Annotated in this window: 21 protein-coding genes and 1 pseudogene; 15 read left to right on the forward strand and 7 right to left on the reverse strand. The window is 47.3% G+C overall.

The genetic code is table 11. The annotated features are described in order from the left end of the window. Positions 1-72: 72 nt before the first annotated feature. The 6 genes from BEB42_RS02140 to hrpB form a co-directional block, all read right to left on the reverse strand. On the reverse strand, positions 73-960 hold the full coding sequence (locus tag BEB42_RS02140; RefSeq protein WP_236942400.1) for a fimbrial protein: 888 nt from the start codon (positions 958-960) through the stop codon (positions 73-75). Positions 961-981: 21 nt separating this feature from the next. Further along, positions 982-3,456, reverse strand: a complete 2,475-nt coding sequence (locus BEB42_RS02145; protein ID WP_105267138.1) for a fimbria/pilus outer membrane usher protein — start codon at positions 3,454-3,456, stop codon at positions 982-984. A 41-nt stretch (positions 3,457-3,497) separates the two neighbouring features. Then, positions 3,498-4,214, reverse strand: coding sequence for a fimbrial biogenesis chaperone (locus tag BEB42_RS02150; protein WP_000117027.1), 717 nt, complete (start codon positions 4,212-4,214; stop codon positions 3,498-3,500). Between the two features lie 45 nt (positions 4,215-4,259). Beyond that, positions 4,260-4,826: a fimbrial protein gene (locus BEB42_RS02155; protein ID WP_001035602.1), complete on the reverse strand. Its 567-nt coding sequence runs from the start codon at positions 4,824-4,826 to the stop codon at positions 4,260-4,262. 333 nt (positions 4,827-5,159) lie between these two features. Continuing rightward, a complete protein-coding gene (gene mrcB / locus BEB42_RS02160; RefSeq protein ID WP_000918145.1) occupies positions 5,160-7,694 on the reverse strand; it encodes a bifunctional glycosyl transferase/transpeptidase in 2,535 nt (844 codons plus the stop codon). A 93-nt stretch (positions 7,695-7,787) separates the two neighbouring features. Further along, a complete protein-coding gene (hrpB, locus tag BEB42_RS02165) occupies positions 7,788-10,217 on the reverse strand; it encodes an ATP-dependent helicase HrpB (RefSeq protein WP_105267139.1) in 2,430 nt (809 codons plus the stop codon). Between the two features lie 73 nt (positions 10,218-10,290). On the opposite strand from hrpB, the gene thpR reads away from it, so the two are divergent. The 15 genes and pseudogenes from thpR to panC all read left to right on the forward strand — a co-directional run bounded on the left by thpR (position 10,291) and on the right by panC (position 24,376). Further along, on the forward strand, positions 10,291-10,821 hold the full coding sequence (gene thpR / locus BEB42_RS02170; RefSeq protein WP_001294670.1) for an RNA 2',3'-cyclic phosphodiesterase: 531 nt from the start codon (positions 10,291-10,293) through the stop codon (positions 10,819-10,821). Between the two features lie 14 nt (positions 10,822-10,835). Beyond that, a complete protein-coding gene (gene sfsA / locus BEB42_RS02175; protein WP_000396022.1) occupies positions 10,836-11,540 on the forward strand; it encodes a DNA/RNA nuclease SfsA in 705 nt (234 codons plus the stop codon). Between the two features lie 177 nt (positions 11,541-11,717). Further along, positions 11,718-12,173: an RNA polymerase-binding protein DksA gene (gene dksA / locus BEB42_RS02180; RefSeq protein WP_001155227.1), complete on the forward strand. Its 456-nt coding sequence runs from the start codon at positions 11,718-11,720 to the stop codon at positions 12,171-12,173. 66 nt (positions 12,174-12,239) lie between these two features. Beyond that, a complete protein-coding gene (gene gluQRS / locus BEB42_RS02185) occupies positions 12,240-13,136 on the forward strand; it encodes a tRNA glutamyl-Q(34) synthetase GluQRS (protein ID WP_032269329.1) in 897 nt (298 codons plus the stop codon). A gap of 59 nt (positions 13,137-13,195) precedes the next feature. Beyond that, positions 13,196-14,593, forward strand: a complete 1,398-nt coding sequence (gene pcnB / locus BEB42_RS02190) for a polynucleotide adenylyltransferase PcnB (RefSeq protein WP_206781445.1) — start codon at positions 13,196-13,198, stop codon at positions 14,591-14,593. Continuing rightward, the gene (folK, locus tag BEB42_RS02195) at positions 14,590-15,069 is read left to right on the forward strand and encodes a 2-amino-4-hydroxy-6-hydroxymethyldihydropteridine diphosphokinase (protein WP_000215119.1); all 480 of its coding nucleotides are present in this window, start codon (positions 14,590-14,592) and stop codon (positions 15,067-15,069) included. Before pcnB ends, folK begins: the two co-directional genes overlap by 4 nt. 347 nt (positions 15,070-15,416) lie before the next feature. Continuing rightward, positions 15,417-16,001 carry a fimbrial protein gene (locus BEB42_RS02200; protein WP_000038430.1) on the forward strand — a complete coding sequence of 195 codons (585 nt, stop codon included), beginning with the start codon at positions 15,417-15,419 and terminating at the stop codon, positions 15,999-16,001. 95 nt (positions 16,002-16,096) lie between these two features. Beyond that, entirely contained in the window at positions 16,097-16,837 is a 741-nt protein-coding gene (locus BEB42_RS02205; RefSeq protein WP_000465913.1) for a fimbrial chaperone, read from the forward strand. 35 nt (positions 16,838-16,872) lie between these two features. Beyond that, a complete protein-coding gene (locus tag BEB42_RS02210) occupies positions 16,873-19,470 on the forward strand; it encodes an outer membrane usher protein (protein ID WP_105267140.1) in 2,598 nt (865 codons plus the stop codon). Between the two features lie 15 nt (positions 19,471-19,485). After that, positions 19,486-20,061, forward strand: coding sequence for a fimbrial protein (locus BEB42_RS02215; protein WP_000594335.1), 576 nt, complete (start codon positions 19,486-19,488; stop codon positions 20,059-20,061). A 14-nt stretch (positions 20,062-20,075) separates the two neighbouring features. After that, entirely contained in the window at positions 20,076-20,681 is a 606-nt protein-coding gene (yadL, locus tag BEB42_RS02220) for a fimbrial-like protein YadL (RefSeq protein WP_000990209.1), read from the forward strand. A 25-nt stretch (positions 20,682-20,706) separates the two neighbouring features. Beyond that, a complete protein-coding gene (locus tag BEB42_RS02225) occupies positions 20,707-21,303 on the forward strand; it encodes a fimbrial-like protein (RefSeq protein ID WP_000553773.1) in 597 nt (198 codons plus the stop codon). Positions 21,304-21,327: 24 nt separating this feature from the next. Further along, positions 21,328-22,607, forward strand: a pseudogene (locus BEB42_RS02230) (fimbrial-like adhesin). Between the two features lie 111 nt (positions 22,608-22,718). After that, positions 22,719-23,513: a 3-methyl-2-oxobutanoate hydroxymethyltransferase gene (gene panB / locus BEB42_RS02235; RefSeq protein WP_000805465.1), complete on the forward strand. Its 795-nt coding sequence runs from the start codon at positions 22,719-22,721 to the stop codon at positions 23,511-23,513. 11 nt (positions 23,514-23,524) lie between these two features. Beyond that, positions 23,525-24,376, forward strand: a complete 852-nt coding sequence (gene panC / locus BEB42_RS02240; RefSeq protein ID WP_000905376.1) for a pantoate--beta-alanine ligase — start codon at positions 23,525-23,527, stop codon at positions 24,374-24,376. A 220-nt stretch (positions 24,377-24,596) separates the two neighbouring features. Here the strand turns inward: panC and rpnC are convergent, their stop codons facing one another. Further along, positions 24,597-25,505, reverse strand: a complete 909-nt coding sequence (gene rpnC, locus BEB42_RS02245) for a recombination-promoting nuclease RpnC (protein ID WP_000339926.1) — start codon at positions 25,503-25,505, stop codon at positions 24,597-24,599. Between the last annotated feature and the right edge of the window lie 12 nt (positions 25,506-25,517).

A 25,517-nucleotide genomic window follows, 5' to 3' on the forward strand; every position in this document is an offset into this window, starting at 1 on the left:
AGCTGATAGAAACAGAAGCCACTGGAGCACCTCAAAAACACCATCATACACTAAATCAGTAAGTTGGCAGCATCACCTATACTCTGTATCAAATGCTATAACATTGTTATTACTGTCCAGGATCTGCAGGCCAACACCTTCCGCCATCCCCGATCCAGACTCAATATTGAGAATATTATTACTCGTTATCCCCGTGGATCCTGCGGAGGTGAAACGGTAATCAACCTTTACATCCTGGGAACAATTTTCAATATGAATTGAAAACCTATCATCAGAAACTACAGGTGACACATTGTTAACATCAAAATCATCTGTTCCGATATCATCGAGTGGAACGGTAATATTCTTGTTAATAAGATCACATGTCCCTGGTATAATATTTACCGGCACAGAAATAAAACGAAGCTGTCCTATAACAAGATTGTCATACTTCCAGTCAGCAACTAATTTACTGGTGTCAATGACTCCATTACCGACAGGCCCTGTCACAACAAACTGAATAGCTGCATGTATTTTTATCGGATAAACATATCCTCTATTCACTATTGACGAGCCTTTATGCCATGGTGTTATTAAATAACCTGAGGTGAGTTGCGCATTAACGTTATTCGCCCATGCAGCACGAAAACCAATCCCTGGAACATTCGTCTGAAACACATCATGAAGGGGGTTATCGGTACGCAAATCGCTATTTGTCAAGACGGTAAACCCTTGCCAAATGTCACCATTCGCCGAGCAGGAAACTGAAATTGAATTACTAGTAGCTTCGAGTGTGGTAATAATCGTTCCCGGCTCTGCATCGTTATTAACATCTAACGCTGGAACTGAGAATTCTATTTTTGCCGGATTTCCCCCATTTCCCGAAATGCTGCAACCGGCGAAAGCCTCAGGAATGGCAACTAAGGCAAGAAATATTATAGTCAGTAATATTTTTACATAAGAGAAAAATCCTGGCTTCATTATTCATTCATGTCCTGTTTGTTATCGGCACTCTATTGTGGCCTTATAGATACCTTTGGTATATGTTTCTGGCACAGCTATAATCCCTGTACATTGCTGATTGTTCTCTTTTCCCCACTGTACCGTAAATGACATGGCATTTTGCACACCAGTAATATAAACCTCACCATCCTCACCGACAATTGATGTACTATCCCCTAATGTCAGCAATGATCCAAAGGGTACGTATTCTTTATCGTGGAGCAATGTCAATAATGCTCTCATACCATTACGTGCTTTAAAATTGACACCAACGACGGCACCTTTCGAAGGAATAACATCTTGTGTTGCATCAACGATATCAAGATTATCGTGCCCCTGAGTATTTACCGTAATGGTGTTATGTCGATAATTTGTCATATTAGGAATAATCGCGTTCCCCCAATAATCAGTATAAACTCCCTGCGCATTTTGTACTTTTACATTAGCACCATCATCAATATGCACAATCGCGAATGAATCCTGTACTGATTGCCCTAATGTTACTCCATGAGTATGCGCAACCACCGCACCTTGTGCGCTATAATTCCATTGTCGACTATTTTTATCATAGTTATATCCCAGACCAAACTCGCCTACTGAACTACGATAACGTCCATTTATACTGGCACCATAACCCACGTTATTATCGGCATAAGTTTGTTGTAAATTATAGCTAAGGTTATTATCTTGCAGAGCAGTTCCAGCAATACCCATTTGATGAGAGGTATTACCTTTGTCTGAACGATTTGCATTATACGTCGCCCATGCCCCCGGCAACCAGCGAGACAGAGGAATATTGATTGACAATGAAAATTGCTGCTCACCAGCCATTCCAGGCATATCTGTCAGTGCGTAATTAACAGACCAGCTAATATCACTCCAGCTAGTACTATAACCCATTCCTATGCTGCGTTCGGATCCTTGCATTCCCCAATAATCTTGTTGATAACCATTAAGATAGATCGATCCCCAACGACCTATATTTTGCGAAAGATTAATTTGCAAACGGTTACGTCTATTATTGGTCTGGCGATAACTATAAATACTCTTATCATCAGTAATATCACGTTGATCAAGTGCCTCCTGAAAAGTATAAAATTGCGATGTTGAATAACGATAGCTTGCCAGGTTTAATGTCGTATCAGTATCTGGAAAATCTTTCGAATACATTGCACGCCATGACAGTCCAGTTGCATCATTGTGTCCATCCAGTTTCGTATTTGCTGCAGTGATATCAACAGAAACCGATCCCAGGCGGCCTAAGTCAGCACCAATTCCGGTCACACCAGAACGGTACATGGAGGCTCCAAGTATGCCACCATAAATCGTTATGCCATAAGGCAAACCATATATCGCTGTTGCAACCCCAAAAACAGGTTGCTCTGATTTATTATCACTGTCACGATATTTTCCAGCAGCAACACTATATTTTAATGCGTTTTCTCGCTGTAGGATTGGAACCGCTGAACTAGCCTGAATAAAGCTGTGTTCTTGTCCATTTGTTTCCTTGATGGTAACGTCCAGATCGGCCCCTGCCGTTACCTGGTTTAAGTCTTTAATTTCAAATGGCCCTGCTGATACCCATGTTTGGTAAATGACATAGCCATTCTGTTTAATCACAACTTGTGCGTCGCTATTTGCAATACCACGTACTACAGGCGCAAAGCCTTGTTCACTCTCAGGCAACATACTGGTATCAGTTTCAAGTTTTATACCTGTCATTTGCACACTATCAAAAAGTTCACCATTCGTGAAAGTTTGCCCGACTTCCATCTGGCTACGTAATATTTTGATATCACGTTGCAAACTGGTGCTAATCGAATCCCAATTGGAGCCACTATAAACAGTATTATTACGTAACCGCCATACACCTAAATTCACACCTGAGTTTAAATTCAACCAATTTGAGTTCAGGTTATCACCATCACTATTTTGTTGAGAACCACTGGCATAATAACTTAACCAGGCAGCACTATCGCCATCATTCCAGTATTTTGGTGAAATACTCCCTATGGCTCTTGAATTCTGATAAATTTGAGGAATTTGCAGCCGCAGTGTTTGACTATCTAGCTGGAAGTCATAACGTGCGCCATCAATAATCTGTGAAATATCGCCAACCTCAGCGTCATCATCCATTACTTGTAACGCAGGAATGGCACCCACGTTAAGTCCTAGCTCACCGAGATCTGCCTTTGTAAAACGAGGGATAAGTTTTTTTTTGTCTGAAGAAAGAATGAACGTAATGTTTCTCTTATCAAGATATTCTTGCCCCCACATTACAGAGGTAAGATAGACACCTGGCGTTAGATTGTTATTATTAATAAACTCTTCCAGCACTTTTGTATTTTCAAGCGGACTATCCAACTCCAGGATACGTAAGTTAAATTCATCTCGTGCATAGCTCAATGAATACACTGTAGATAGCGCAAGCGCTACTCCAGTTAAAACAAATGTACAATGCAGTGGTAGCGGCATAAATTCCTTTTCGCCCTGGTATGAAAATACAATTAAGCGGTTTATAGTTTTTGTTGACGTTTCCCTGAACTTGAACCATAGTCAGTTATCACCGACCACTCAACAACACTACCTGCTCCAGCAGGAAGACTAAACCGATTCTCAGAAAATGGACCAACCATCATTGACAATGCTCCAGGTTCAGATTTCTCCTCGACAGCAGTAATGCTCTCACCTGATACTGTTAGCTCATTAAATGAAATATAAAAAGGCGTTGGATTTTTTACTATGAGCCTCCCTGATTCTTTATGAAATGTAAGTTTTTCCCATGCAGTTAAAGCGTCGCTATTACTCAAAGAATCTGGTCGCCAAAATAACTTAAGCCGTACTTTCATTGCAAATTGCAAGGTGTTTTTATCTTTTAGCTCCTCCGGCATAGCAGAAATAGATTTTATATTTGCTAAAAACAAACTTTCTCTATCTTGAGGAAGGCTTTCTTTATTTCCTGTAAATACAACATGGAGTAGTGTTTGACGGTTTTCCTCAAGTTTATAAACGGGAGGCGTGATGAGAAAAGGGGCTTTAGAACCATCAATATTACTCACCCAACTTTGCACGAGATAACGAGCATGTACGTCTTTGTTCTTTAATGTAATTTGAACTTCATTTTGATTTGAAGGATAGACAATGCGTGTACCACCAAGTACAACACTTGCCTGTGCTTGTATTGCAGTGAGAAGAAATGTAAATCCTAAAAAGAATCGATAAGATACTGACATAAATAACCCTCCATGGTCAGATAGTCCTTCAATACACTATAAATATTACCGATAGAAGACTTCAAACGTCGCAGATGAAGCATATTTCCCCGCAGTTGGCGGGTTATTACCAATCTGGATGACATTAGCAGTATAATTAAATATCGTGGGATTTACATCGCCAGCATTATCAACATCAGTGGATTCATCAGGGACAGAACCATCAAATTTTACACTACTTGTTCCGCCATTTTTATTTGTTACCGTAATACCCACATTTGTTGCACTACCCGCAGCAGTTTCGCTATTTTCAAGGCGAAGAGAACCAGTATCCGTTGTGGTTCCAGAAAATGTCAGGTTTAGTTTTGTAACCAATGGGTCACACTTTAGCAACTCAATCTTAAAATCTTTTGAAGTCCCAATCGTACCATCCCCGGTATAGTCCGCAGGGTAAGTATCTGCAAAAGTCACCGTGCCTGTCGTACTACTAGAATCATTGACATTGATTTCGCAGGTATCAGCAACAATTTTACCATTGAAGTTAACAATCCCAGTATCTACAGCAAATACACTCGTACTTACTGCTGCCAGGAAAGTTCCTGACGCAAATAGAGAAAGCAATTTTTTATTCATAAAAATCCCTTAATTATGAGTCAATAAAGCATGATTCCATTCCAGAGAGGCTGGGCAGGACTTGATAAATATTGATAATATAAATAGATGCAAATAATAAATTATTTTTAGATTAGAGCAAAAAAGACATTACATGTCTATACGACATATAATAAAAAGGTTACAACCATCTGAAATTTAAAGATTTGTTCTTATTCTCAAAAATATAAAATCATAAATTAAAAATATAAATTCACCCCATTAAATTCATTAAATAAATACTTATTATATTTATCTATATAACGTCATAGTAATCTATTACGCTCTCCGCATCAGCGGAGAGCTATTACGATATTAATTACTACCAAACATATCCTTGATCCAACCTGCTACGCCGTCACTGTCTTTCTGCTCTTGCTGATCAGGTTGCTGTTGCGGCTGTTGCTGCGGCTGAGAAGACTGATCAAACGGATTGCCTGACGGTTGCTGCTGCATCTCACTCTGCTGGCACAGCGATTGCGGATCGCTGGTCCAGACCGGTAAGACACGCATGCCACCGCTGCAGACAAAGTTGCCGTCGTAGTCCACGCCCATATCAGCAATGTCTTCTGGCGGAACAAGATTCAGCGGTGTTGGCGTCTGGTTAGCCAGATAACGCTGATAAATCGACATTGCCCCGCTGGCTCCATACAGTTTGGTCGGCTGGTTGTTATCACGGCCTACCCAAGTGATGGTCACCGTGCTGCCGTCAATGCCCGCAAACCAGGTATCTACGTTGTTGTTGGTAGTACCCGTTTTCCCTGCCAGATGCAGATTTGGATATTTCGCCCCAAGCTGACGTCCCGTACCGCGTTGTACCACCTGCTGCATGGTCCATAGTGTCAGATACGCCGCCTGCGCTGGAACCGCGCGTTCCGCCTGCGGGAAGCTCTGATACAGCACCTTGCCATCTTCCGCAATTACCGAACGCAGCGCAGAAAGTGGTGCACGGTTACCGCCGCTGGCGATGGTCTGGAAAGCCTGCGCCACTTCGATTGGCGTTAAGTTCAACGCCCCCAGCAGCATTGCCGGAACCGGATGCAGCTGATCTTTCGGTACGCCCAGTTTAATCCAGGTATCCGTAACCGCAGGCAGCCCCAGCGCCATCCCCAGATTCACCGTCGGCACGTTCATCGAACGGGTCAACGCATCCACCAGCATCACTCTGCCACTTTCGCTATAACGACGGTCATCGTTCTGCGGTGACCAGACCTGGCCATTCGGCTGACGCAGCGCGATTGGCGCATCGGCAATCCACGTGTTCAGGCGATAGATTTTCGGCTGGCTTAAGGCCGTCAGATAAGTCGCTGGTTTTGCAAGAGAACCAATCGAACGACGCGCCTGCATCGCACGGTTGTAACCCGCAAACTGCGGCTCAGAACCACCGACCATCGCACGAACTTCACCACTAAAGCGGTCGACGACCACAATCGCGGTTTCAAGATCGCTCAACTTACGCTGTTTCTTCAGTGCCGGAATGCCTTCCACGGCGGCTTTTTCTGCCGCGTCCTGGGCCACCGAGTCAAAGGTAGTGAAGATCTTCACGCCGGAGAGATCTTTTACCTTATCGCCCAGTTTTGCCTGCAACTCCTGACGCACCAGCTGCATAAAGGCTGGCTGTGGAGAGATCACCCCACCGCGCGGCTGCACGCCCAGCGGACGCGCGCTGAGCATTTCATACAGTTCGCCGTCGATAATCTGTTGCTGTTGCAGCAGACGCAGTACCAGATTACGTCGCTCCAGCGCCAGTTTCGGGTTACGCCACGGGTTGTAGATGGACGCCCCTTTCACCATACCCACCAACAGCGCCTGCTGGTCGAGGCTCAATTCTTCTACCGGGCGACCAAAGTAATACAAGCTCGCCAGCGGGAAGCCGCGGATTTCGTTGTCGCCGCTCTGACCGAGATACACCTCGTTCATATACAGCTCAAGAATACGGTCTTTGCTGTAACGCGCGTCCATGATCAGCGCCATGTAGGCTTCGTTCGCTTTACGCCAGTAAGAACGCTCGCTGGAGAGGAACAGGTTTTTCACCAGCTGTTGCGTCAGCGTACTCGCCCCCTGCACCGTGCGTCCGGCGGTCAGGTTTGCCAGCACCGCTCGTCCGATGGAGTAGAGACTGATCCCATCATGCTCGTAGAAATGACGGTCTTCAGTCGCCAACAACGTATCCACCAGCAAGTCAGGGAACCCACTGCGCGGCACAAACAGACGCTGCTCGCCGTTTGGTGAGGAGATCATGGTGATCAGGCGCGGATCAAGACGGAAGAAACCGAACTGACGGTTGTTCTCCATATTGACGATGGTCGCCAGATGATCGCCATCAAAAGTCAGACGCGCACGTACCTGCCCTTCTTTACTGTCCGGGAAATCAAACGGACGGCGGATCATTTCAATGCTGTTGGCCTGCACGGTAAATTCGCCAGGGCGCGTCATTTTCGACACCTGACGATACTGGGTCGCCTCCAGCAGCTTCACCATCTCGTTTTTGCTGATGGTCATGTCTGGCTCAAGGTTGACCATTCGGCCATAAACAGCCGCAGGCAGTTGCCAGACCTTGCCATCAATACGGCTGCGAATTTTTTGATCGAGATAAACACCGTAAATGGCGATCAGCACGGCAAAAACGATAGCCAGTTTTAGCAGCAGCCATAGCCAGCCGCGTTTGCCACGAGGCTTACGCCCTTTGCCTTTGCCCTTACCTTTGCGCGGCATCGGTTCTTCATCCTCATAGTCATCATAATCGTCGTAATCATCGTCATCTTCGTAACGACGACGGCTTACCTTTTGTTTGACCGGACGCGTCGGTTTCCCTTTGCGTCCAATTGGCTCGCGGTCATTCCCGGCCATGCTTTTTCTCCGCAATATTCAGGCGCAAAAGCCCGATTTTCTGTTCTTCTGTAACAAGACAGAAGAAGATATCTCTCAAATTTACTTTGGTCTTCATGAATACTTTTTCGTCCGTCGCGTCGGTGCGGTATTTGCCGGATCATCCGGCCAGACGTGTTTGGGATAACGCCCTTTCATCTCTTTTTGCACATCGCGATACGCTCCTTTCCAGAAGGCGCTCAAATCTCGTGTGATTTGCAGCGGCCTTTGGGCAGGAGAAAGCAACTCCAGCACCAGCGGCACACGCCCCTGGGCGATCGTCGGATTGGTGGCCTCGCCAAACATCTCCTGCATTCTCACCGCCAGCGCGGGCGGGTTATCTTCATGGTAACGAATGGCGATCCGGCTTCCCGTCGGCACAGTGTAATGCGCAGGCAATTCACTATCCAGACGTTGCTGCATCCCCCAATCAAGTAATCCGCGTAGCGCCTGATAAATATCGAGTGATTTCAGGCCGCGTAGCGAATGTACGCCTGCCATATGCGGCAGTAGCCACGTTTCCAGCGTCGCCAACAAACTTTCATCATCAACCGCTGGCCAGTCATATTCTGGCAACCACCTGGCGGCGCATAACAAACGCAAGCGTAGCTGTTCCGCTTCCGCCGTCCAGTTGAGCACGCTTAAACCTTTATCACGAATGCCGTTAAGCATCGCCTGATGCAACTCGTCTTCCGAGGGTTTCGCCAGCGGCTGCACTTTCACCGTCAGTTGACCAATTTGCAACCGACGCCAGGCTTTCAGCGTACCTTGCGCATCATCCCACTCCACGGTGTCCGATTGCTGCACCAGCTGCGGACAGCATTGCACTAATTCATCGATATCGACCGGTAGCGCCAGTAAAATCCGCGCATCCGGCGAGGCGCTACCCTGCAATAATAACGGTGCGATCAACCATTCGTGGCGGCTGAGCGCATCATCGGCATCGAGCATTGCCCCCATGCCGTTTGCCAGTTGATAGCGCCCCTCTTGCCCACGGCGGCGAGCGATGCGATCGGCAAACGCTCCGGCAAGTAACGGTGCGATAAGCGAACTGTCTGCCTCACTGCCGCGTACGTTTAAGCGCTTTAACAGTTGCTGGCTACGTTGCTGCCAGGCAGGTTGATTGCGCGAAAACGCCACGCCCAGATCGATATTGCCCATCCGTGGTGGCTCTTCGAGAATAGCGGCAATTTTTGCAGCGGTAGCAGCTTCGTCGTCGCTCTTTGCGCTCACCAGCATTGCCGCTAAACGCGGATCGTTACCCAGCGTCGCCATTTTCTGCCCTTTCGTGCTTAGCCGTTCACCGTCCATCGCCCCCAGCATCCGCAACAGGCGTTTCGCGGCCTGTAAATTCACGGCTGGCGGTTGATCCAGCCAGCTCATCTGCGTCGGATCGCTGCATCCCCATTGCAGTAATTCCATCAGCAAACCGGAGAGATCGCTTTGTAATATTTCTGGTTCACTTTGCGCGGAGGCGCGTTCTGCTTGTTCTTTGGCGATTAAATGTAAACAGATCCCCGGCTCCAGACGTCCGGCACGCCCGGCGCGTTGCGTCATTGATGCCTGGCTAATGCGTTGGGTAATCAGCCGCGTTAGCCCCGTACGCGGATCAAAGCGCGCCACACGTTCCTGAGCACAATCCACCACCAGACGAATACCTTCGATGGTTAAACTGGTTCCAGCAATATTGGTCGCCAGCACCACTTTGCGCATCCCTTGTGGTGCCGGAAGGATCGCTTTTCGCTGATCGTTCAGCGACAACGCGCCATACAGCGGGCAGAGCAACACATCACTACCGATGCGCGAAGCCAGTTGTTCCTGAACGCGCTGAATTTCTCCGACACCAGGTAAAAATAACAGTAATGAGCCGCTTTCCTGATGCAGCAATTCGGCGGTGGCAACCGCCACGGCTTCATCAAAACGCTGATGAGCGAGCAGCGGTAAATATCGGCGTTCAACCGGAAATGAGCGCCCTTCTGAGATGACGACGGGCGCTTCTGGCAGCATCTGCTGCAAGCGGTCATTGTCCAGCGTAGCCGACATAATCAGTAGTTTAAGGTCATCACGCAGACCTTGTTGCACATCGAGTAACAGCGCCAACGCCAGATCCGCCTGCAAGCTGCGCTCATGAAACTCATCGAGGATCACCAATCCAACGCCGCTCAGTTCAGGGTCACGCTGGATCATGCGCGTCAACACGCCTTCGGTAACTACTTCCAGGCGAGTATTTGCCCCGACACAGTTTTGCGCGCGCATCCGGTAGCCTACCGTATCACCTGTTTTTTCGTTAAGCAGTTCCGCCAGTCGTTGCGCAACGTTACGCGCCGCCAGGCGACGCGGCTCCAGCAGGATAATTTTTCCGTTAATGCCGGGATGCGCCAGCAGTTGCAGCGGCAGCCAGGTTGATTTCCCGGCCCCGGTCGGCGCACTTAATAACACCTGCGGTGCACCATCGAGGGCAGCAAGTAACTCAGGTAAGACGGCGGCAACGGGCAACGACGACACAAAACGCTCCAGAGGGTTAACATTCTTCGCGCCACATTGTAGCATCGCGGTAATGCATAACCGAGTACCTCACATGTCTGAACCGCAACGGCTGTTCTTTGCTATCGACTTACCTGCAGAAATCCGCGAACAGATTATCCACTGGCGCGCCGCACAGTTCCCACCAGACGCGGGACGTCCGGTCGCCGCCGATAATTTACATCTGACACTGGCATTTTTAGGCGAAGTCAGCGCAGAGAAAGAGAAGGCGCTTTCTCTTTTAGCCGGACGGATTCGTCAGCCCGGTTTCACACTCACGCTTGATGACGCCGGTCAGTGGCTGCGTTCGCGTGTGGTATGGTTAGGGATGCGTCAGCCGCCACGCGGCTTAATCCAGTTGGCGAATATGCTTCGTTCACAAGCTGCACGCAGCGGTTGTTTTCAAAGCAATCGACCGTTTCATCCACATATCACCTTATTGCGCGACGCCAGCGAGGCGGTGACAATCCCGCCGCCAGGCTTTAACTGGTCGTATACGGTGACGGAGTTCACCCTTTACGCCTCCTCGTTTGCCCGTGGGCGCACACGCTACACGCCGCTAAAACGCTGGGCGCTAACGCAATAACAAGGATTGTCGCAATGGAATTTTCTCCCCCTCTACAGCGCGCGACGCTAATTCAACGTTACAAACGCTTTTTAGCCGATGTGATCACACCCGATGGTTGCGAATTAACGCTACACTGCCCGAATACGGGTGCGATGACCGGATGTGCAACGCCTGGCGATACCGTCTGGTATTCAACTTCAGACAACACAAAACGGAAATACCCACACACCTGGGAGTTAACCCAAAGCCAAAGCGGCGCATTTATTTGCGTCAATACACTTTGGGCTAACAGGTTGACGAAAGAGGCTATCCTTAATGAATCCATTTCAGAACTGTCAGGATATAGCTCTCTGAAAAGCGAATTAAAATACGGCGCCGAACGCAGCCGTATTGACTTCATGTTGCAGGCGGATTCGCGTCCAGACTGCTATATTGAAGTGAAATCGGTTACGTTAGCGGAGAACGAACAGGGATATTTTCCCGATGCGGTCACTGAACGAGGTCAGAAACACCTTCGGGAGTTGATGAGCGTAGCGGCTGAAGGCCAGCGTGCGGTTATCTTTTTCGCCGTGCTGCATTCAGCCATTACACGGTTTTCACCCGCGCGCCACATCGATGAGAAATACGCGCAACTATTGTCAGAAGCTCAACAGAGGGGGGTAGAAATTCTGGCTTACAAAGCAGAACTTTCTGCTGAAGGCATGGCTCTTAAAAAATCACTGCCGGTTACATTGTAGTAGAGTAAGTAACTGGTTAATTTACATTCTGGTCGCGTGCGCAAATACGCTTTTCCTCACACAGTTGTCAAGTGTTACGTTTAGATAATTGCTATCCGGAAAAGCTTCTGCTATTTATAGCGGCCTCATTTTTCCCCCGAACATGGGGATCGATAGTGCGTGTTAAGGAGAAGCAACATGCAAGAAGGGCAAAACCGTAAAACATCGTCCCTGAGTATTCTCGCCATCGCTGGGGTGGAGCCATATCAGGAGAAGCCGGGCGAAGAGTATATGAACGAAGCCCAGCTGGCGCACTTCCGTCGTATTCTGGAAGCATGGCGTAATCAACTCAGGGATGAAGTCGATCGCACCGTTACACATATGCAGGATGAAGCAGCCAACTTCCCGGATCCGGTAGACCGTGCAGCCCAGGAAGAAGAGTTCAGCCTCGAACTGCGTAACCGCGATCGCGAGCGTAAGCTGATCAAAAAGATCGAGAAAACGCTGAAAAAAGTGGAAGACGAAGATTTCGGCTACTGCGAATCTTGCGGCGTTGAAATTGGTATTCGTCGTCTGGAAGCGCGCCCGACAGCCGATCTGTGCATCGACTGCAAAACGCTGGCTGAAATTCGCGAAAAACAGATGGCTGGCTAATTACAGCCGTTCCATCACGTTTACCACAGGCGGGAAATGCTCCCGCCTTATTTTTTGTTCAACGAGATGACAGACACACACTATATTGGTCGCTTCGCCCCCTCTCCTTCTGGCGAGCTTCATTTTGGCTCTCTGATTGCCGCGCTTGGAAGCTTTCTACAGGCTCGCGCCCGGCAAGGTCGCTGGCTTGTTCGCATTGAAGATATCGATCCGCCTCGTGAAGTTCCCGGTGCCGCAGAGACCATCCTGCGCCAGCTGGAACATTACGGTCTACACTGGGACGGCGATGTTCTCTGGCAATCGCAACGTCACGACGCCTATCGCGAAGCACTCGCATGGTTACATGAGCAAGGGTTAAGTTATTACTGCACCTGCACGCGCGCACGTATTCAAAGCATTGGCGGTATTTACGACGGTCATTGCCGGGAGTTGCATCATGGGCCAGAAAACGCTGCTGTACGTATTCGCCAGCAGCATCCGGTCACCCAGTTTACTGACCAGCTGCGCGGCATTATTCATGCCGACCAAAAACTGGCGCGGGAAGATTTTATTATTCATCGCCGTGATGGTTTGTTTGCCTATAACCTGGCGGTGGTGGTGGATGATCACTTCCAGGGCGTGAGCGAAATTGTCCGCGGGGCAGATTTGATCGAACCCACGGTGCGCCAAATCTCGCTGTACCAGCTTTTTGGCTGGCAGGTGCCAGATTACATTCATTTGCCACTGGCACTTAATCCACAAGGCGCTAAACTTTCCAAGCAGAATCATGCGCCTGCGTTGCCGAAAGGCGATCCACGCCCGGTACTAATCGCGGCACTTCAATTTCTGGGTCAACAGGCAGAAGCACACTGGCAGGATTTCAGCGTCGAGCAAATTCTCCAGTCAGCCGTCACAAACTGGACGCTGACTACCATTCCTGAGTCGGCAATTGTAAATTCAACATTCTCAAATGCCTCATGCTGAGCTATGATTAGCCGCTATTTTTTTGTCCTGAATGATGTTTGACACTACCGAGGTGTATTATTTTTACCCGAGTCGCTAATTTTTGCCGCAAGGTGCTAAGCCGCGAGGAGAGCGAAGCTGAACAGGCAGTCGCCCGTCCACAGGTGACGGTGATCCCGCGTGAGCAACATGCTATCTCTCGCAAAGATATCAGTGAAAATGCCCTGAAGGTAATGTACAGGCTCAATAAAGCGGGATACGAAGCCTGGCTGGTTGGCGGCGGCGTGCGCGACCTGTTACTTGGCAAAAAGCCGAAAGATTTTGACGTGACCACTAACGCCACGCCAGAGCAAGTGCGCAAACTGTTCCGTAACTGCCGCCTGGTAGGTCGCCGTTTCCGTCTTGCTCATGTCATGTTTGGCCCAGAGATTATCGAAGTCGCAACCTTCCGTGGACACCACGAAGGTAACGTCAGCGACCGTACGACCTCCCAACGCGGGCAAAACGGCATGTTGCTGCGCGACAACATTTTCGGTTCCATCGAAGAAGACGCCCAGCGCCGCGATTTCACCATCAATAGCCTGTATTACAGCGTGGCGGATTTTACGGTCCGCGATTACGTTGGTGGCATGAAGGATCTGAAAGACGGCGTTATCCGTCTGATTGGTAACCCGGAAACGCGCTACCGTGAAGATCCGGTACGTATGCTGCGCGCGGTTCGTTTTGCCGCCAAATTGGACATGCGCATCAGCCCGGAAACCGCAGAACCGATCCCACGCCTGGCAACCTTGCTAAACGATATTCCTCCGGCGCGTTTGTTTGAAGAATCTCTGAAACTGTTGCAAGCGGGCTACGGTTACGAAACTTATAAACTGCTGTGTGAATACCATCTGTTCCAGCCGCTGTTCCCGACCATTACCCGCTACTTTACGGAAAATGGTGACAGTCCAATGGAGCGGATCATTGAGCAGGTGCTGAAGAATACCGATACGCGTATCCATAACGATATGCGCGTGAACCCGGCGTTCCTGTTTGCCGCCATGTTCTGGTACCCACTGCTGGAGACAGCACAGAAGATCGCCCAGGAAAGTGGCCTGACCTATCACGACGCTTTCGCGCTGGCAATGAACGATGTGTTAGACGAAGCCTGCCGTTCACTGGCGATCCCGAAACGTCTGACGACGTTAACCCGCGATATCTGGCAGTTGCAGTTGCGCATGTCCCGCCGTCAGGGTAAACGCGCATGGAAATTACTCGAACATCCGAAGTTCCGCGCCGCTTATGACCTGCTGGCACTGCGTGCTGAAGTAGAACGCAACGCCGAGCTACAACGTCTGGCGAAATGGTGGGGTGAGTTCCAGGTTTCTGCGCCGCCAGACCAAAAAGGGATGCTTAACGAACTGGATGAAGAACCGTCACCGCGTCGTCGTACTCGTCGCCCGCGCAGACGTGCGCCGCGCCGTGAGGGCACCGCATGACAGTGGCGTATATTGCCATCGGCAGCAATCTGGCCTCTCCGCTGGAGCAGGTCAATGCTGCCCTGAAGGCAATAGATGACATTCCTGAAAGCCGCATTCTTGCCGTTTCTTCGTTTTACCGCACCCCACCGCTGGGGCCGCAAGATCAACCCGATTACTTAAACGCAGCCGTGGCGCTGGAAACCTCTCTTACAGCAGAAGAGCTCCTCAACCACACACAGCGTATTGAGCTGCAGCAAGGTCGCGTCCGCAAAGCTGAACGCTGGGGACCGCGCACGCTCGATCTTGATATCATGTTGTTTGGTAATGAAACCATTAATACCGAACGACTCACCGTCCCGCATTACGATATGAAGAATCGCGGCTTTATGCTGTGGCCGCTGTTTGAAATCGCGCCGAAGCTGGTCTTTCCTGATGGGACAGGATTAGACAACTTATTACGAATAAATAAGTTCGCTGAATTAAATAAATGGTAAGGCAATAGTTTTGCAAATATAAATAAATTCCGAAAATAGCTTTCACGCAATTACAATAATCCCTCCTCTAAGTTATAACCGTAATAATATAATATTCACCCCACTCAACAGCCCCACCCATATACACCATTATCATCACATTAGATATTTAGTTTTACTTAAAAATGAATTAAGTGGATATTTAATTTTAAATATGCACAATATCCCCCCTAATGATGAACAGATGTTACATTCGGTAAATCCAAGCATCCATCATTAACAAACCATTCACCTTTTCTTTATCGAGACTTCCTGCTTGAGGAGGTCTGATTAAAGTTAAACTCATGGAATATGATTCAAGGATTTTTATGTCTAAAAAATTAGGTTTTGCGCTCTCTGGTCTTATGCTGGCAATGGTTGCAGGTTCCGCTTCTGCTGATATGGACGGTGGTCAGTTAAATATCAGTGGTCTGGTTGTTGATAATACCTGTGAAACCCGCGTAGACGGCGGTAACAAAGATGGCCTGATCCTGCTGCAAACTGCAACCGTTGGAGAAATCTCTGAGGGTGTGCTGGACACTACCGTTGGTGCTAAAGCTAAACCATTCAGCATTACTGTTGACTGTAGTAAAGCTAATCCGGCACCAGGCAGCACAGCAAAAATGACTTTCGGTTCAGTCTTCTTTGGTAACAGTAAAGGAACGCTGAATAATGATATGTCAATTAATACGCCATCGGACGGTGTTAATATTGCTCTGCACAATATCGAAGGTTCTGCTATCAAACAGGTTAAAATCAACAACCCTGGCGATATCTATTCCAAAGCACTGGATGCAACTTCTAAATCCGCAACTTATGACTTTAAAGCATCTTATGTTCGTGCAGATGCGAGCCAACCAGGCACTGCTGGTTATGTGAAAACTAACACTGCATATACCGTTACTTATCAGTAAGCATTTCCATCCATATTCATGAATTGAATACATACAGGGAATAATATTGATATTTCATACTACTCCCTGTTTTTTAACTCTGCCAGGAATGGTTTATGTTTTTCAACACTAAACATACAGCAGCATTATGCTTCGCAACCTGTGTAGCTTTTAGCTCATCAGCTATAGCAGATATCGTAATTTCCGGTACACGCGTAATCTATAAAAGCGACCAAAAAAGTGTCAGCGTTCGTCTGGAAAATAAAGGCAATAACCCATTACTTGTTCAAAGTTGGCTGGATACCGGCGATGACAATGCTGAGCCTGGCAGTATTACCGTCCCCTTTACTGCGACTCCGCCCGTATCACGCATTGATGCAAAACGCGGCCAAACTATCAAACTGATGTACACCGCCAGTAGCGTCCTGCCAAAAGATAGAGAAAGTGTGTTCTGGTTTAACGTACTGGAAGTTCCTCCAAAACCAGATGCCGCAACAGCTACAAATCAAAGCCTGCTGCAGTTGGCATTTCGTACCCGTATCAAATTGTTTTATCGCCCTGAAGGGTTAAAGGGCAATCCGTCTGACGCGCCGTTAGCACTTAAATGGTCATGGGCAACTGCGGGAGGCCAAACAGCTTTGCAAGTAACAAACCCTACGCCTTATTACGTCTCATTTAGCAGTGGTGATTTAGAAACCAGCAGCAAGCGCTATCCACTCGACGTAAAAATGATTGCGCCATTCAGTAACGATGTCATCAAAGTGAACGGTATGAGTGGCAAATCAAGCTCTGCAAAAGTTCATTTCTACGCCATTAATGATTTTGGCGGAGCCATAGAAGGCAATGCAACTCTGTAATCAGGCAAGGGATATTACGCAGCAGGAAGCGAAACGTGCAAAAAATAACAATAATTCATCCTCATAACCTCACGCAGATCGCTACGCTTTGTGCGCTGCTTTATAGTTCCTTTAGCATAAGTGCTGAACACGTTGAATATGACCATACCTTCCTGATGGGGCGTGATGCTTCAAATATCGACCTTAGTCGGTACAGTGAAGGTAACCCTACGCTACCCGGTATTTACGACGTAAATGTTTATGTTAATGATCAACCCGTCATTAACCAAAGTATCCCTTTTGTCGTTATTGACGGGAAGAAAAATGCCCAGGCTTGTATCACCCAAAAGAATATATTGCAGTTTCACATTACCCAACCAGATATTGATAGTGAAAATGCGGTACTACTCGAGCGAGATGAAGAGCTCGGTGATTGCCTCAATCTAACCGAAATTATCCCGCAATCATCTGTGCGTTATGATGTGAATGATCAACGACTGGATATTGATGTCCCACAGGCATGGGTCATGAAAAATTACCAAAACTATGTTGATCCGTCATTATGGGAAAATGGTATTAATGCTGCCATGCTTTCATATAACGTTAATGGTTATCACAGTGAAAGCCCTGGCAGAAAAAATGACAGTATTTATGCCTCATTTAATGGTGGTGTGAATTTAGGCGCATGGCGAATGCGCGCTTCAGGTAACTACAACTGGATGAACGATTCTGGTAGCGATTACAACTTTCAGAATCGGTATCTGCAGCGCGATATTGCATCACTACGTTCGCAATTAATTATTGGTGAATCCTATACCACCGGGGAAACTTTTGATTCCGTCAGCATTCGTGGCGTTCGCTTATACAGCGACAGTCGGATGCTTCCCCCTGCATTAGCCAGTTTTGCTCCGGTTATTCATGGTGTCGCCAACACTAACGCAAAAGTGACTATCACTCAGAGCGGTTATAAGATCTATGAAACAACAGTACCACCAGGCGCATTTACTATTGATGATCTCAGTCCATCAGGCTATGGCAGCGACCTCATTGTCACAATTGAAGAGGCTGATGGCTCAAAGCGGACTTTCTCTCAGCCGTTTTCATCGGTAGTGCAAATGCTACGACCTGGCGTTGGTCGCTGGGATATTAGTGGTGGTCAGGTATTAATGGACGATATTCAGGATGAACCTAATTTATTTCAGGCCAGCTACTACTATGGCCTAAACAACTACCTGACCGCGTATACAGGTATTCAGCTCACCGATAATAACTATACTGCCGGATTACTGGGACTTGGTTTAAATACGTCCCTGGGTGCTTTTTCTTTCGATGTCACTCACTCCAATGTCCGCATCCCTGAAGATAAAACATACCAGGGGCAGAGCTATCGTTTATCGTGGAACAAATTATTCGAAGATACCAGTACGTCGCTAAATATCGCGGCCTACCGCTATTCAACGCAGAATTATCTTGGTCTTAATGACGCTTTAACACTCATTGATGAAGTGAAGCATCCAGAGCAAGAGCTTGAACCGCAATCCATGCGGAATTACTCGCGCATGAAAAATCAGGTTACGGTCAGTATTAACCAACCGCTGAAATTTGAGAAAAAAGATTACGGCTCCTTTTATCTTTCAGGAAGCTGGTCCGACTATTGGGCTTCCGGCCAAAATCAAAGCAATTATTCCATTGGCTACAGCAATAGTGCCTCCTGGGGCAGCTATAGCATTAGTGCTCAGCGTTCCTGGAATGAAGATGGTGAAACCGATGATAGTATCTATCTCAGTTTCACCATTCCAATTGAAAAACTCCTGGGGACAGAACACCGTGATTCAGGTTTCCAGAATATTGACACTCAGCTAAACAGCGATTTTAAAGGTAATAATCAACTAAATATCAGTAGCAGTGGTTACAACGATAACAATCGCATCAGTTACAGCGTGAATACTGGCTATACGATGAATAAATCCACCGATGATTTAAGTTATATCGGGGGTTATGCCAGTTATGAATCCCCATGGGGAACATTGGCCGGTTCGGTTTCCGCAAGTAGTGATAATAGCCGTCAGTTTTCGCTCAATACCGACGGGGGTTTTGTGCTACACAGTGGAGGCCTCACATTCAGTAACGACAGCTTTAGTGATTCCGACACTCTGGCAGTGGTTCAGGCCCCCGGAGCAAAAGGCGCCCGTATCAACTACGGTAATAGCACTGTAGATCGCTGGGGCTATGGCGTAACCAGCGCCCTGTCGCCATATCATGAAAACCGCATCGCTCTGGATATTAACGATCTTGAGAACGATGTTGAATTGAAAAGTACCAGTACTGTTGCCGTACCGCGTCAGGGCTCTGTCATCTTCGCTGGTTTTGAAACGGTACAGGGGCAATCAGCGATTATGAATATTAAACGTAGCGACGGTCGTAACATTCCATTTGCTGCGGATATTTATGATGAGCAAGGCAATAATATTGGAAATGTCGGCCAGGGCGGGCAAGCTTTTGTACGTGGTATCAGTCAACAGGGTAATATCCAGATTAAATGGCTCGAAGCAGGTAAGCCCGTAAATTGCCTGGCCCATTATCAACAAAACGCAGAAGCAGAAAAGATCGCACAAACGATTATCATCAATGGAATTAATTGTCAGATTCAGTAACCACAAGGGCTCCACATGATAAAAATGACACCATATAAATTGACAATACTGATGGGTATATTATTTTCACCTTCAGTATTTGCTACAGATATTAATGTTGATTTCACCGCAACGGTGAAGGCGACAACCTGTAATATTACTCTCACTGCACTGAATGGCTCAAGTGTTACAGATGATGGTAACGATAATTACATACTACGTATACCTAATATGGGGTTGGATAAAATAGTTAATAAAACAGCCGAAGCCCAGGCAGACTTTAAACTGATCGCCAGTGGTTGTAGCGGTGGCATCAGCTGGATTGATACAACGCTGTCAGGGAATAAGTCTGGCAGCTCCCCAAAATTGATAGCGCCATTATCATCAGACACATCCTCAACAACCAGCTATATTGGTATGGGAATTAAAAAAATAAATACTGATGATTCTACATTTCTGACCCCTAACAGCGCAGAGAAAATTCGCTGGAGCCTGACAGAAATCAATACAGACGGTCTCTCAATGACCGTTGCATTGCGTGAAACAGGTACAGGTCAAGGCATACCAGGTAATTTTCGTGCTAAGGCAACTTTTAATTTCACCTATCAATAACAAGGATGACAATAATGATGTATAAAAAATTACGTTATGGATTATCCGTAAGTATGATTCTTGCTGCATCCCAGTTAGTCGCGCCATCCTATGCGGCTACCGACAGTATCGGTCTGACAGTCGTTACCACTGTTGAGACTGGGACTTGCGATGCACAACTGGTTAATGATAGCAATCAACAAATTTCTGCGGTGGATTTTGGCGATGTTTATATTTCTGAAATCGATAAAAAATTAAAAATTAAGACTTTCAAATTACAGTTTAAAAACTGCGCGGGTATTCCCGGGAAAAAGGCTCTGATAAACCTGACCAAACGCGCAACTTGCGAAGGGACCAGTAATGACGGAGCAGGTTTTGCAAATGGTTCTACAGGTACCGGCAAAGCAAGCGCCGTTGTGGTAGAAGTCTGGAACACCACTGTACCTGCAACGGGAAGTGCGGCTCCATTTAGCTGTGCAGCACCGGCAAATAAAGAGGTAATTATTGCCTCCGCCACAGGTAATAACGTAGTGGACTATCCGATGAGCGCCCGTCTGGTGGTTGATAAAGATAAAACTGTCAGCGACGTTACCGCTGGCACATTTTCTGCACCAGCAACATTTACCGTGACTTACAACTAACTGGTCGCCATATCAGGTACTTACTATGCATCCCACCCAACGTAAAATGACGAAGAAAACAGGTTTATTTCTGTCGTTAATATTATCAATGATACACCCCGTCATGGCGGGAATGGATATTGATATGACGGCTAATGTCAAAAATAGCACCTGCAAAAGCGGAATTAGCAATCAAGGTAATATCGATCTTGGCGTCGTCGGTGTGGGATATTTTGCCGGTAATACCTCTGCTGAAGACCATCAACCTAGCGGAAAAGAATTTACCATCACGGTGACAGACTGTGCATTTCAGGGAACAGGAGATGTACTCAATCAGTTGCATATTGAATTCCGCCCTCTTAGCGGTGTAATGGCAACAGGCTCCAGGCAAATATTTAATAATGAGAACGTCTCGGGGGCCAGTAATGTTGGCGTCGTTATCTTTTCTATCCAGGACCCGGCAAACACCTTCAATGTTCTGAATACAGCTGGCATTTCTCGTTCAATTTATCCGGTGATGTCATCAGAGATGAATAACTCATCCTGGAAATTTTATACCCGAATGCAAAAAGTTAACCCAGCACTTAACATTACATCCGGTCAAGTCAAAAGTACTGTACTGGTCGACGTCTACTATGAGTAACCTCTAATATAAGAAGATAATAATATGTTAACGCTAAAAATCGTATATAAAACGCAAGCATTTTTAAAGTGCTGCATTCTGCTCTTATTATCTCTTTCTAGTATTTCTTTCGCGGCTAACACTGGTTTTGTTGTAGGAAATCCCCCCCATCGCCCACTAGTCTGGCTGGGCCCTCAGGTAATGGAAAAGCAACTTTCAGATACAACACTATCGCAAACAATTTAGTTTTTTATAAACCTACAGGTTCAGGCATTAACCAAACGGGAGTAAAACTATACTGGGCACAATTAGATAGTGCACTTGGTGGTGTAGGAAATGGAGTTATTTATTGTAACACCAGTAATAATGCCAGTGGTGGACCGATGACACTTACAAATGCAATGGTTGACTCTGGTTTCACTTACAATGGTCATAAATTATTTAAAACATCTGTTCCAGGTCTCTATTACACATTGTCAATTTTCAACGTGTGGTCAGCTTGGGTAAAATCTAATATCAGCGCAAATGGTCTTTATATTGGAGATGCTGCTAAGCAATACTTTTCATTCTATGTAGCTGACCCGGACCTTCAGAGAAACGGATGTAACAAGGCAAACTCAACGAGTAAGTATTGGGCAATTGGTGGTGTAATGCAGAGCCTCACTGTCGAATTTTATACTGACTCCTCTTTCGATCCTGTACAAAACCAAAAGGTTCAATTGTTACGTACTAGCGACTATCTTTATGCTTTTCATGCTGAAGGCGCTGGCGTTGGCATTAATGAACATAGTCATTTTCTTTTTATAGATTTTGATCTAACTAATATCACAATTACATTACCTACATGCTTCACCTCCGTTTTGAGTGGTTCGGCTGTCAGTGGCTCAACAGTAAAAATGGGTGAATATACTTCCCAACAAATAAAAAATGGGGCAACCCCAGTTCCTTTTGATATTAACTTACAAAACTGCATCCGTGTTCGTAATATTGAAACAAAACTCGTCTCCACAAAAATCGGCACAGAAAACAAGAAACTTCTGGGTAATACGCTCACAGGTAATGATGCGGCAAAAGGAGTTGGTGTATTAATTGAAGGGTTAGCCACCAACAAAAGTGTAAAAATGATACTGGAACCCAATGTTTCAACATCTGTTTATAAAGATTACGAAACGGAAAATGATACCACTGATGGGATTTACCCAAATCAGGGTAACGGTACTTCACAACCTCTTCATTTCCAGGCGACCTTACAACAAGACGGAAATATTCCTATAGAGTCAGGGGAGTTAAAAGCCACCAGTACTTTTCAGGTGACCTATCCCTGATAGCAACGTTGCACCGCCTGATAATGGCGGTGCAACAATAGAGAAATCATTGCCCCCACAAATGTGACTGATAAAATGCAAACAGCACAACATCATTTATCAGGACACGTTATGAAACCGACCACCATTGCTTCATTGCAGAAATGCAAACAGGACAAAAAACGCTTCGCGACAATAACCGCTTACGACTACAGCTTCGCTAAATTGTTTGCCGAAGAAGGACTTAACGTGATGTTGGTTGGCGATTCGCTGGGCATGACTGTTCAGGGGCACGACTCCACACTCCCGGTAACCGTTCAAGATATCGCCTACCACACTGCTGCCGTACGTCGTGGCGCACCAAATTGCCTGCTGCTGGCCGACCTGCCGTTTATGGCGTATTCCACCCCGGAACAGGCCTTTGAAAATGCCGCCACAGTAATGCGTGCCGGAGCCAATATGGTCAAAATTGAAGGCGGCGCATGGTTGGTTGAGACGGTACGAATGCTGACTGAACGCGCAGTTCCGGTGTGTGGTCATTTAGGTTTAACCCCACAGTCAGTGAATATATTTGGCGGCTACAAAGTACAAGGGCGTGGCGATGAAGCGGGCGATCAACTGCTCAGCGATGCGTTAGCCTTAGAAGCCGCTGGTGCACAGTTGCTGGTGCTGGAATGCGTGCCGGTTGAACTGGCGAAACGCATTACCGAAGCGCTGGCGATTCCGGTAATCGGTATTGGCGCGGGCAACGTCACCGACGGGCAAATCCTCGTGATGCACGACGCGTTCGGTATTACCGGCGGCCATATCCCTAAATTTGCAAAAAATTTCCTTGCTGAAGCGGGCGACATCCGCGCAGCAGTGCGTCAGTATATAGCTGAAGTGGAGTCCGGTGTTTATCCGGGCGAAGAACACAGTTTCCATTAAGGAGTCACGTTGTGTTAATTATCGAAACCCTGCCGTTGCTGCGTCAGCAAATTCGCCGCCTGCGAATGGAAGGCAAACGCGTGGCGCTGGTGCCTACTATGGGTAACCTGCACGATGGTCATATGAAGCTGGTCGACGAAGCCAAAGCCCGCGCCGATGTGGTCGTCGTCAGTATTTTCGTTAACCCGATGCAGTTTGACCGCCCGGAAGATCTGGCTCGTTATCCACGAACCTTGCAGGAAGACTGCGAGAAGCTAAACAAACGTAAAGTGGATCTGGTTTTCGCTCCCTCGGTAAAAGAGATCTATCCGAACGGTACAGAAACCCACACCTATGTCGATGTTCCAGGCCTTTCCACCATGCTGGAAGGTGCCAGCCGTCCAGGACATTTTCGCGGCGTATCGACCATCGTCAGCAAACTGTTCAACCTGGTCCAGCCGGACATCGCCTGCTTCGGTGAAAAGGATTTTCAGCAACTGGCACTGATCCGCAAAATGGTTGCCGATATGGGCTTTGATATTGAGATTGTCGGAGTGCCGATTATGCGCGCGAAAGACGGTCTGGCGCTCAGTTCCCGTAACGGCTATCTGACGGCGGAACAACGTAAAATTGCGCCGGGTCTGTACAAGGTCTTAAGTTCAATTGCCGACAAATTGCAGGCTGGCGAACGGGATCTCGATGAAATTATTGCTATTGCCGGGCAAGAACTGAATGAAAAAGGTTTCCGTTCCGATGATATTCAGATTCGCGATGCCGACACCTTGCTGGAAATCGCTGAAAACAGCAAACGAGCGGTGATTCTGGTAGCCGCCTGGCTTGGCGATGCTCGCCTGATCGACAACAAAATCGTCGAACTGGCGTAATACTTATACTCTAAATAATTCAAGTTGCAGGAAGGCGGCAAGCGAGTGAATCCCCAGGAGCTTACATAAGTAAGTGACTGGGGTGAGCGAACGCAGACGCAGCACATGCAACTTGAAGTATGACGAGTATAACTGGCGCTACGGCTGATGGCGCCAATTATTAATTTGCCCCACATCATGGCGATGACGTCTGTAAGCGATTATTCATATCGCAGGCAATTTAGTTAATCAGCTTATCAAGCTCAGCAAGAGGTAAATTTGCCATCTCTGCAACGTCTTCCCGAGACATTCCTTTACTCAGAAGACGCAGGGCGAATTCTTGCCTTTCCTCCTGTCTTCCCAGCTGAATCCCCTTCTCAATCCCCTTCTCAATTCCCTTCTCTTCAAACCACTGCGCCAACGTCATCATAGACTCCCCTCCCGTTTCCCTGTCTCTCACCACACCATAAAACAAATCCGCTTGTTCAGTATGACCGCGTTGCAGCATATAGTTTTGCATGGCAACTAACTGACTTCCGCTAGTGTACCCTTCGTCAATCAGCGTGACCAGTTGCTCCAGCAATAACATTAAGTCGCGCTGGCGAATATGTTTTTGCAGCAGTTCGAGAATCGCAATCCGCCGATGTTGCATGATTTCGTCATCCGGTGTGATAGTGATATCCACCAGCGGGAAAGGACTGTTATAGACGCGTCGCGCCAGCTCCGGCGAGTAAAACATATCAAACCAGCACATTGAGAGTGGATAAGGCGTGGCCTCGCCCTGATAAAACAAAATCGGCACCACCAGCGGCAGCTTATCGTGGTCAGCCTCCAGATGCCGGTGCATGGCGGCAATAGAATAACGCATCATACGAAACGCCATTTTTTTGTCCGGCTTGCTTTGGTGTTCAATCACAACATGTAGATAGCCCGTATTACCCTGCATTTGCACGGAATAGAGCACGTCAGTGCTGTGCCCTTTCAGGCTTTCTTCAATAAAACTCCCCGACTCAAGATGCAGCGTGTCGAGATCACACAGTTCGCGTAGCTCCGCTGGCAAATGGATATCCAGAAAGTCGCGAGCCGTTTCCGCGTGCATTAAAAATTGTTTAAACACCGCATCATGCGGTGTGGTACTCGGTGCATCCATCTTCCCTGCCTT

It is taken from the genome of Escherichia sp. MOD1-EC5990 (genome assembly GCF_002965285.1).
In the GTDB taxonomy this organism is placed as follows: domain Bacteria; phylum Pseudomonadota; class Gammaproteobacteria; order Enterobacterales; family Enterobacteriaceae; genus Escherichia; species Escherichia coli_F.